The following is an 8312-nucleotide window of genomic DNA, read 5'->3' as shown; positions in this document are numbered from 1 at the left end:
CGCCAGTTCATCGAGCGCATCGAGCGGCTGGAGGAGGAGAAGCGCGGCTTCGCCGACGACATCAAGGACGTCTATGCCGAAGCGAAGTCGACCGGGTTCGACGTCAAGACGATGCGGTCGATCATCCGCTTGCGGAAGATGGAGAAGCACCACCGCGACGAGGCGGACGCGCTGATGGAGACCTATCGCAAGGCGCTCGGGCTGCACTGATGGCGGCACCGCCGCCCCCCGTTGCAGAGCTGGCGCACCACCTGCTGCGCAAGCCGGCGGCGGGGCTCGATCCCGAAGAGCGCCGCGTCCTCGCTGCGATCGAGCAGGGCACGCTGGTCAGCCGCGATGCGGCCGACGTCGCGGACGAGCGCTCCAGCGTCGGCGAGCGGCTGGCGGACCGCGTCGCCGCGATCGGCGGCTCGTGGGGGTTCATCATCGGCTTTTCGGCCGTGCTGTTCGGGTGGATGCTGCTCAACTCGGACGTGCTGAGGCATTTCGGCCTGACGTTCGACCCGTATCCGTTCATCTTTCTCAACCTGATGCTGTCGGCGCTGGCCGCCGTGCAGGCGCCCGTCATCATGATGAGCCAGAACCGCCAGGCGTCGAAGGACCGGCTGGCGGCCAGCCTCGACTATGAGACGAACCTGCGCGCGGAGCTCGACATCCTGCGGCTCCACCACAAGCTCGACCATGCGGTGATCGAGCGGCTCGCGGCGCTGGAGGCGAAGATCGACGCGCTGGCGCGGGAGCCCCGGGGGTCTTAAGGGCCGCTCATCACGCTTGCGGGTCCGCCACCCCTCATGGGGTCCCGCGAAGTACCACTTTGCGGGGTTTTCATGGCAGGTCATTCCAAGTTCAAGAACATCATGCATCGCAAGGGCGCGCAGGACAAGAAACGCTCCGGCGCCTTTTCCAAGCTCAGCCGCGAGATCACGGTGGCGGCCAAGATGGGCCTGCCCGATCCCGACATGAACGCGCGGCTGCGCGCCGCCGTCAATGCGGCCAAGGCGGCGTCGATGCCCAAGGACAACATCCAGCGCTCGATCGACAAGGCCAGCCGCGGCGACGCGGAGACCTATGAGGAGATCCGCTACGAGGGCTTCGGCCCCGGCGGCGTGTCGCTCATCATCGAGGCGCTGACCGACAACCGCAACCGCACCGCCACCAACGTGCGCACCATCGTGTCGAAGAACGGCGGCAATCTGGGTGCGTCGGGATCGGTCAGTCACGGCTTCGACCGGATGGGCCTCATCAGCTACCCGGCCAAGGCCGGCGATGCGGACACGGTGTTCGAGGCGGCGCTGGAGGCCGGCGCGGAGGACGTGACGTCGTCCGAGGACGGCCACGAGATCTGGACGGCGCAGGCCGACCTGCACGAGGTCGCGCGCGCGCTGGAGCCGGTGCTGGGCGAGGCCGAGGGCGCCAAGCTCGCCTGGCGGCCGCAGACGACGGTGGACGTGGGCGAGGGCGATGCGGCGACGTTGTTCAAGCTGATCGACGGCCTCGACGACGACGACGACGTGCAGCAGGTGTGGGGGAATTACGAGATTTCCGACGCCGTGCTGGAGCGGCTGGGGTGATCAGCCGCATGGTCCTCCCCCAGCTTGCTGGGGGAGGGGGACCGCTCGCGCTCTTCGCGCGAGCGGTGGAGGGGCTGCCGCGCCAGCGGCGGTCTGCGACCGCCTTCCCCTCCACCACTCGCCTACGGCGAGCGGTCCCCCTCCCCGAGCAAGCTCGGGGAGGACGAGACGAATGATCGTCCTCGGCCTCGACCCCGGCCTCGGCACGACCGGCTGGGGCGTGATCCGCGCCGAGGGCAACCGGCTGTCGCATCTCGCCAACGGCCAGCTGAAGACCGACGCGAAGGAACCGCTCGCCCGCCGCCTCGCCCATCTCGACACCATGCTCGCCGCGCTGCTCGCCGATCACGGCCCGCAGGCGGCCGCGGTGGAGGAGGTGTTCGTCAACACCAACCCCCAATCGACGCTCAAGCTGGGGCAGGCCCGCGGCGTCGTGCTGCTCGCAGTCGCGCGCGCCGGGATCGATCCCGGCGAATACGCCGCACGGCTCGTGAAGAAGGCGGTGGTGGGCGTCGGCAACGCCGAGAAGCCGCAGGTCCACGCGATGGTCGCGCGCCTGCTGCCCGGCGCGACGATCGCGGGCCCCGACGCCGCCGATGCGCTGGCGGTCGCGATCTGCCACGCGCACCATCTGGCGAGCGCGCGCCGACTGGGCTGATCCTTCCCGGGGCGGCGTGGTGAAGGGGGCTCCGCTCCCAGTGACCCGCTCCGCCCGGAGCCCCCTCCACCATCGCTGGCGCGATGGTCCCCCTCCCTGTCCCGGGGAGAAGCTGCTACCCGCCCGCCATGTCGCGCGCCTGCCGCCCGGCGCGACGATCGTGGGTCCCGACGCCGCCGACGAGCTCGCGGTCGCGATCGGCCACGCGCACCATCTGGCATCGGCGCGGCGAGGGCGGCCTGGAGCCTTTCCTACCTGCGCTGCTTCTGCCTATGCCGGTGCGATGACCGGACGCCGCCGCCCTGCCCATGCTCCAGCCGCTGCTCGCCCCGTCGAGTGCGCGTCGCGGACATGGGCATATCGGGGAGGGCGTAGTGTCCAGGCCCGCCGGGCGGGCCGATGATCGCGCACCTGAAAGGCCGCCTCGACTCGACCGGCGTCGACTACGCGGTCATTGATGTCGCGGGCGTCGGCTATCTGGTCGGCTGCTCCAGTCGCACGCTCGCCACGCTTGGCGCCGTCGGTGAGGCGGCAACGCTGTTCACCGAACTGCTGGTCGCGGAGGACTTCCTGCGCCTGGTCGGCTTCGCGCGGGCGGACGAGCGCGACTGGTTCCGGCTGCTGACCGGCGTCCAGGGCGTCGGCGCGCGCGTGGCGCTGGCGATCCTGTCGGCGCTGGAGCCCGCCGACCTCGCCCGCGCCATCGCCGCGCAGGACAAGGCGACGGTCGCGCGCGCCCAGGGCGTCGGCCCCAAGCTCGCCGAGCGCATCGTCCGCGAGCTGAAGGACCAGGCGGGCGGTGTCGTCCTCGGCCCCGCCACGGTCGCGCAGGCCCACCCGGCCGGCGCAGCCGCCGACGCCGTCTCCGCGCTGCTCAATCTCGGCTTCCGCCCCGCCGAAGCGGCGAGCGCCGTCGCCGCCGCGGCGGAGGAACTGGGCGCAGCCGCCACGCTCGATGCGCTCGTCCGGCTGGCGCTCAGGAAGGCGAGCCGGTAGCGTGAGCGCCGTGCCCGAGCAGCCGCCCGTCCCGGCTCCGGCCGACCAGCCCAGCGGAGCCCCCGTGATCGACGAACCCGAAGCCCCGCACGTCGCCCACGGCAAATCCGGCATCGTCTGGCTCGACCTGTCGCTGGCCGTCGCGGTGCTCGTGCTGTCGGCTGCCTCGCTGCTGACCGCGCAGCACACCGGCCACACGATGGAAAAGCTGGTCGAGGAGAACAGCCGGCTGGTGCGCGCCAACGCCACGCCCGTGCTGCAGTTCTTCACGGGCAATGTGGGCGACGACGACCGCGCCATCTCGCTCAGCGTCGCCAATGTCGGCACCGGCACGGCGCGCGTGATCTCGTTCGAGATCGAGAAGGACGGGGTGCCGCAGCACGACCCCTTCGACCTCATCGACTACCAGCCGCATCCGGAAGAACAGGATTACGTGCCGACACGGCCGGTGGCGGGCAGCTATTTCCCCGCCGGCGAAACGCGGCAGTTCCTGACCTGGCGTTACCCCAACGGCGCGGTCAGCCGGGCGAAGTGGAACGCCTTCGATTCGGCTCGCACCCGCCTGCGCGTCACCGCCTGCTATTGCTCCGTATTGGGGGAATGCTGGGTCGCGCACCTCGCCGCGGATCAACCGCAGCCGGTGAAAGCGTGCATGCCGCGCGACGACACGGATTTCCGCGAATCGCCTGCGGTGGCGCGGCGTTGATGCGGTTGGGGCGGCGCTGGCGATGAGCTTGCCCGCGAGCGGCGCCGTGCTCGGCGTCGACATCGGCTGGTCGATCGTCCGACCGTCCAGCGCGGTGTGCCGGCTCGACTGGACGGCGGCTACGGTCGCGTGGACCATCCGTCGGTTCCGAGCGACCGACGGCGAGCGCGGCGCGGCGATCGGCGCGCTGGCCGATCGTCCCCTGCTGGCGGCGGCGCTGGACGGGTCGTTGCGCCGCGAGTTCGACAAGATCGGCGCCTATCGCCACGCCGAGCGGCTGCTGACGCTCGGCTTCGGTTCGCGGATCGGCAAGCCCGGCCAGTCGAACACGCCCAACGGACGCCTGCTCAACGCCCAGGCCAACGCCTGCGCCGAAGCGATCGCCGCGACCGGCCGGATCGCCGCCGCCCTCCATCCGCAGGCGATCCACGCCCAGGCGATCGTCGAAGCGTTCCCCTCGGCCTGGCTCGGGATGCTGATCGACGCGCCGGAGGTCATCCCGGTCCGCCGCGGCGACCGATCGGACCGCTACTACGCCCATCTCGCGGCCAGCGGCGGCCTGCGAGCCGTCGTCGAGCGGCTCCTGCCCGGCCGCGCCCTCGCGGGGCCGTTCACGGCGGTGATCGACCATGACGAGCGCGCCGCGCTGGTCTGCGCCCTGACCGCGCTCGGCCTTGCGGCGGGCGATTATGTCGCGGCCGGCGACGCGCAGGGCTGGATCATCCTGCCGCCGCCCGCGCTGATCCGGCCCTGGGCCGGCGAGCTCCTCGCGTCGAACGCCGACCGCTGCGGCGGCGGCGTGGAGTGGGGCGGCGCCCGCGGGCCCGTCGGGCTGGCGGCGTGACCGATAGCGACCGTCTCCTTGCCCCCGCCCGTCGGCCCGACGATATCGACGCGGCGCTGCGGCCCAAGTCGCTCGACGATTTCGTCGGGCAGCGCGCCGCGCGCGAGAACCTGCGCGTGTTCATCGCCGCCGCCCGCGCGCGCGGCGAGGCGCTGGATCATGTCCTGCTGTTCGGTCCGCCGGGCCTGGGCAAGACGACGCTGGCGCAGATCGTCGCGCGCGAGATGGGGGTGGGCTTCCGCGCCACCTCCGGCCCGGTGATCGCCAAGTCGGGTGATCTCGCCGCGCTGCTCACCAATCTGGAGGACGGCGACGTCCTGTTCATCGACGAGATCCACCGGCTTCAGCCCGCGGTCGAGGAGGTGCTCTACCCGGCGATGGAGGACCGGGCGCTCGATCTGATGATCGGCGAGGGGCCGTCGGCGCGCAGCGTCCGCATCGACCTGCCGCGCTTCACGCTGATCGGCGCGACGACGCGGCAGGGGCTGCTGACGACCCCGCTGCGCGACCGCTTCGGCATCCCGGTGCGCCTGCAATTCTACTCCGTCGACGAACTGGAGCGGGTGGTGACGCGCGCCGCCGGGCTGCTCGGCCTTGCCATCGCGGCGGACGGCGCGGCGGAGATCGCCCGGCGCGCGCGCGGGACGCCGCGCATCGCCGGCCGGCTGCTGCGCCGGGTGCGCGACTTCGCCTACGCCGCCGGGCACGCGCTGGTCGACGCCCGCGCCGCCGACGCGGCGCTCAACCGGCTGGAGGTGGACGCGCTCGGCCTCGACGCGATGGACCGCCGCTATCTCACGATGATCGCCGACATCTACCGCGGCGGCCCGGTCGGCGTGGAGACGCTCGCCGCCGGCCTGTCCGAGCCGCGCGATACGATCGAGGAGGTAATCGAGCCCTACCTCATCCAGCTCGGCCTCGTCGCCCGCACCGCGCGCGGACGATGCCTCAACGCGGGGGGCTGGAAGCATCTGGGCCTGAACCCGCCGTCGGGGTCGCAGGAGGGGTTGTTCGGACCATAGCTCACGCCTCCTCGATCCGCCGCTCTTCCTCCGGCAGCAGCGTCAGCTCGCGCCAGTCGAGCTCCTCCTGCAGGCGGTAGTAGCTGTCGGTGCCGAGCGCGTCTTGCCCGCGCAGCTCCTCCAGCGCCCGCCGCTGCGCTGCGACCGCCGCCAGCCCGGCCTCGCGATAGCCCGCGATCCAGCCGGCGTGATCGGGTCCGGATTTCGCGCGGAACATGACGCGCAGGTCTTCGGCATGCTCGCCGGCCATGCCGTCCAGCCGCGCCAGCGCCGCGTCGGTCAGTGCCTTGCGCCCGTCCTTCAGCTCCTGCGCGGGGTCGTCCATCCGGTCGAGGCCGAGCAGCCGGATCAACGGCGTCAGCGTCAGGCCCTGCACCGCCAGCGTCGCGATCACCACCGCGAAGGCGGTCAACACCACCAAGTCGCGCTCGGGAAAGCCGGCCGGCAGCGCGAAGGCGGTGGCGAGCGATACCAGCCCGCGCATCCCGCACCAGCTGACCAGCACGCCCTGCGCCAGCGTCGGTGGCGGTAGAGGACCGCGCGCCCACGGAAAGCGGGCGGCGAGCCGGTTCCAGCCCATCACCACGACGAACCGCGTCGCCACGATCGCCAGCACCACCCAGCCGGCCACCTCCAGCGCTTCGCGCAGCCGTGCCGGCGGCATCCGCGCGACGATCAGCCGCGCCTGCATGCCCATCAGCAGGAAGGCGAGCACGTTCAGCAGGAACACCACCGTCGCCCACACCGCGAAGGAATGGACGCGGTTGCGCGGCGAGCCCGTGACGCCCGGCCGGCGCGCCACCGTCATCGCACAGGCGACCACCGCCAGCACGGCGGACAGGTGCAGCCGGTCGGCGATGATCCACACCAGGCAGGCGTTGACGAACTGGAGCACGTTGCCGCCCAGCGTTCCTGCGACGAGCCGCCCGACCCAGGCCATCAGCAGTCCGCAGCCGATCCCGAACAGGATACCGCAGGGCACGGCCAGCGTCAGCTGCAGCGCCACCGATCCCGTCGCGCCGCCCGCGGTCTGGATCGCCAGCGCACTCCGAACAGCAGCAGCGTGGTGGCGTCGTTGAACAGGCTCTCGCCCTTCAGCACCGCTTCCGTCCGGCGCGGCAGCGGGGTCTGCGCCAGGACGGCGGTGGCGGCGGCCGCGTCGGGCGGCGCGACGATCGCCCCCAGCACCACCGCGGCGGCGATCGGCAGGCCGGCGATGCCCCAGCCGATCGCGGCGACCACCGCGGTCGAAGCCAGCACCGCGACCACCGCCATCACCACCAGCGGTCGCCACAGCCGCCCGGCCGCCTGCAACGGAAAGTCGAACGCCGCGTCGAGCAGCACCGGCGCGATGAACAGCGCCAGCGCGGTCCGGGGGTCGATCGCGATGGTCGGCCCGCCGGGAACGAACGCGACCGCCATCCCGGCCAGCGCCAACATCGCCGGATAGGGGAGGCTGAGCCGCCGCGCTACCTGCAGCAGCACCACCGCCGCCAGCAGCAACGCGAGCAGGCTCTCGAAGAAGGTCATGGCACCATCTTATGACCGGATCGGGCCGCGAAAGCACCAGCGGGGCGACTTTGCGCGCGCGCCACAAAGCCTTTGTTGCGTGACGCGCCCGCGGTCGACCTGCTACGCACCGGCTCATGCCCGCCTCCGCCGCCGCCTCCGCGCGCGAGATCCTGACCCGGCTGCACGACGTGATGGCCGGGCGCGACAGCGCGCAGGCAAAGCTGAACGCGGTCACCAACATCATCGGCGAGGCGATCAGCAGCGAGGTCTGCTCGATCTACCTGCTCCGCGACGGCGCGCTGGAGCTGTTCGCCACGCGCGGGCTGGCGCAGGCGGCGGTGCACGTCACCAAGCTGGCGCTGGGCGAAGGGCTGGTCGGCGCGATCGCGGCGGGCATGGAGGTGCTCAACCTGGACGAGGCGGCGAGCCATCCCGATTTTGCCTACCGGCCCGAAACAGGCGAGGACCGCTTCCACAGCTTCGCGGGCGTGCCGATCATCCGCCGCGAGCGCGCGGTGGGGGTGCTCGCCGTCCAGCACGCCGAGCCGCGCCGTTACGCCGATGTCGAGATCGAGGCGCTGCAGACGGTGGCAATGGTGCTCTCCGAGCTGATCGCCAATGCCGGATTGATCGACGCCGCGGCCGGCCCGGGCGCGAAGCCGCAGGCGACCGCGCCGGTCCGGATCGCCGGGCAGAAGCTCGTCGACGGCATGGGCGCGGGGTTCGCGGTGTTCCACCAGCCGCGCATCGTCATCGAGCACACCGTCGCCGAGAACACCGAGACCGAACGCCACCGGGTCTACGCCGCGTTCGACAAGATGCGCGAACAGATCGACCGCATGGCCGCGCAGGCCGAGTTCGGCGTGGGCGGCGAGCATGAGGAGGTGCTCGCGACCTACAAGATGTTCGCCTATGACGAGGGCTGGGCGCGGCGCATCAACGAGGCGATCGACAGCGGCCTGACCGCCGAGGCGGCGATCGAGCGCGTCCAGCAGCGCACCCG

At 72.0% G+C, this 8312-nt stretch carries 11 protein-coding genes; 9 read left to right on the top strand and 2 right to left on the bottom strand.

Going from position 1 to position 8312, the window contains the following annotated elements; translation table 11 throughout:
• From ACFE64_RS14120 to ruvB, 8 genes are all read left to right on the top strand, one after another.
• A partial coding sequence (locus ACFE64_RS14120; RefSeq protein WP_375393096.1) for a DUF2312 domain-containing protein occupies positions 1–210 on the top strand: 210 nt, incomplete at its 5' end.
• Positions 210–755, top strand: a complete 546-nt coding sequence (locus tag ACFE64_RS14115) for a DUF1003 domain-containing protein (RefSeq protein ID WP_375393095.1) — start codon at positions 210–212, stop codon at positions 753–755. The genes ACFE64_RS14120 and ACFE64_RS14115, both read left to right, overlap by 1 nt.
• A gap of 72 nt (positions 756–827) precedes the next feature.
• Positions 828–1571, top strand: a complete 744-nt coding sequence (locus tag ACFE64_RS14110) for a YebC/PmpR family DNA-binding transcriptional regulator (protein ID WP_375393094.1) — start codon at positions 828–830, stop codon at positions 1569–1571.
• 172 nt (positions 1572–1743) lie between these two features.
• Positions 1744–2229, top strand: a complete 486-nt coding sequence (gene ruvC / locus ACFE64_RS14105) for a crossover junction endodeoxyribonuclease RuvC (RefSeq protein ID WP_375393093.1) — start codon at positions 1744–1746, stop codon at positions 2227–2229.
• A gap of 399 nt (positions 2230–2628) precedes the next feature.
• A complete protein-coding gene (gene ruvA, locus ACFE64_RS14100; RefSeq protein ID WP_375393092.1) occupies positions 2629–3225 on the top strand; it encodes a Holliday junction branch migration protein RuvA in 597 nt (198 codons plus the stop codon).
• Between the two features lie 64 nt (positions 3226–3289).
• On the top strand, positions 3290–3931 hold the full coding sequence (locus tag ACFE64_RS14095) for a hypothetical protein (RefSeq protein ID WP_375393091.1): 642 nt from the start codon (positions 3290–3292) through the stop codon (positions 3929–3931).
• A gap of 22 nt (positions 3932–3953) precedes the next feature.
• Complete coding sequence (locus ACFE64_RS14090; protein WP_375393090.1) at positions 3954–4775, top strand: hypothetical protein; 822 nt, start codon at positions 3954–3956, stop codon at positions 4773–4775.
• Complete coding sequence (gene ruvB, locus ACFE64_RS14085) at positions 4772–5797, top strand: Holliday junction branch migration DNA helicase RuvB (protein WP_375393089.1); 1026 nt, start codon at positions 4772–4774, stop codon at positions 5795–5797. The genes ACFE64_RS14090 and ruvB overlap by 4 nt, the downstream gene beginning before the upstream one ends.
• A 1-nt stretch (position 5798) precedes the next feature.
• On the opposite strand, the gene ACFE64_RS14080 is transcribed toward ruvB, so the two are convergent.
• Both ACFE64_RS14080 and ACFE64_RS14075 read right to left on the bottom strand, forming a co-directional pair.
• Positions 5799–6803 (bottom strand): cation:proton antiporter, encoded by a 1005-nt coding sequence (locus ACFE64_RS14080; RefSeq protein WP_375393088.1) that lies wholly within the window; start codon positions 6801–6803, stop codon positions 5799–5801.
• Positions 6788–7327, bottom strand: coding sequence for a cation:proton antiporter (locus ACFE64_RS14075; protein ID WP_375393087.1), 540 nt, complete (start codon positions 7325–7327; stop codon positions 6788–6790). The genes ACFE64_RS14080 and ACFE64_RS14075 overlap by 16 nt, the downstream gene beginning before the upstream one ends.
• 116 nt (positions 7328–7443) lie before the next feature.
• Between ACFE64_RS14075 and ACFE64_RS14070 the strand changes: the two genes are divergently transcribed.
• Positions 7444–8312: phosphoenolpyruvate-utilizing N-terminal domain-containing protein (locus tag ACFE64_RS14070; RefSeq protein ID WP_375393086.1), on the top strand; the 869-nt coding region annotated here is incomplete at its 3' end.

The sequence above is a fragment of the uncultured Sphingomonas sp. genome (assembly GCF_964250165.1).
GTDB lineage: Bacteria > Pseudomonadota > Alphaproteobacteria > Sphingomonadales > Sphingomonadaceae > Sphingomonas.
This window is presented reverse-complemented; position numbering and strand designations above follow the sequence as displayed.

Excerpts from the sequence above, each read along its gene's own strand:
- ACFE64_RS14115 (WP_375393095.1), top strand. The coding sequence starts at position 210 with ATGGCGGCACCGCCGCCCCCCGTTGCAGAGCTGGCGCACCACCTGCTG.
- ACFE64_RS14110 (WP_375393094.1), top strand. The coding sequence starts at position 828 with ATGGCAGGTCATTCCAAGTTCAAGAACATCATGCATCGCAAGGGCGCG.
- ruvC (WP_375393093.1), top strand. The coding sequence starts at position 1,744 with ATGATCGTCCTCGGCCTCGACCCCGGCCTCGGCACGACCGGCTGGGGC.
- ruvA (WP_375393092.1), top strand. The coding sequence starts at position 2,629 with ATGATCGCGCACCTGAAAGGCCGCCTCGACTCGACCGGCGTCGACTAC.
- ACFE64_RS14090 (WP_375393090.1), top strand. The coding sequence starts at position 3,954 with ATGAGCTTGCCCGCGAGCGGCGCCGTGCTCGGCGTCGACATCGGCTGG.
- ACFE64_RS14075 (WP_375393087.1), bottom strand. The coding sequence starts at position 7,327 with ATGACCTTCTTCGAGAGCCTGCTCGCGTTGCTGCTGGCGGCGGTGGTG.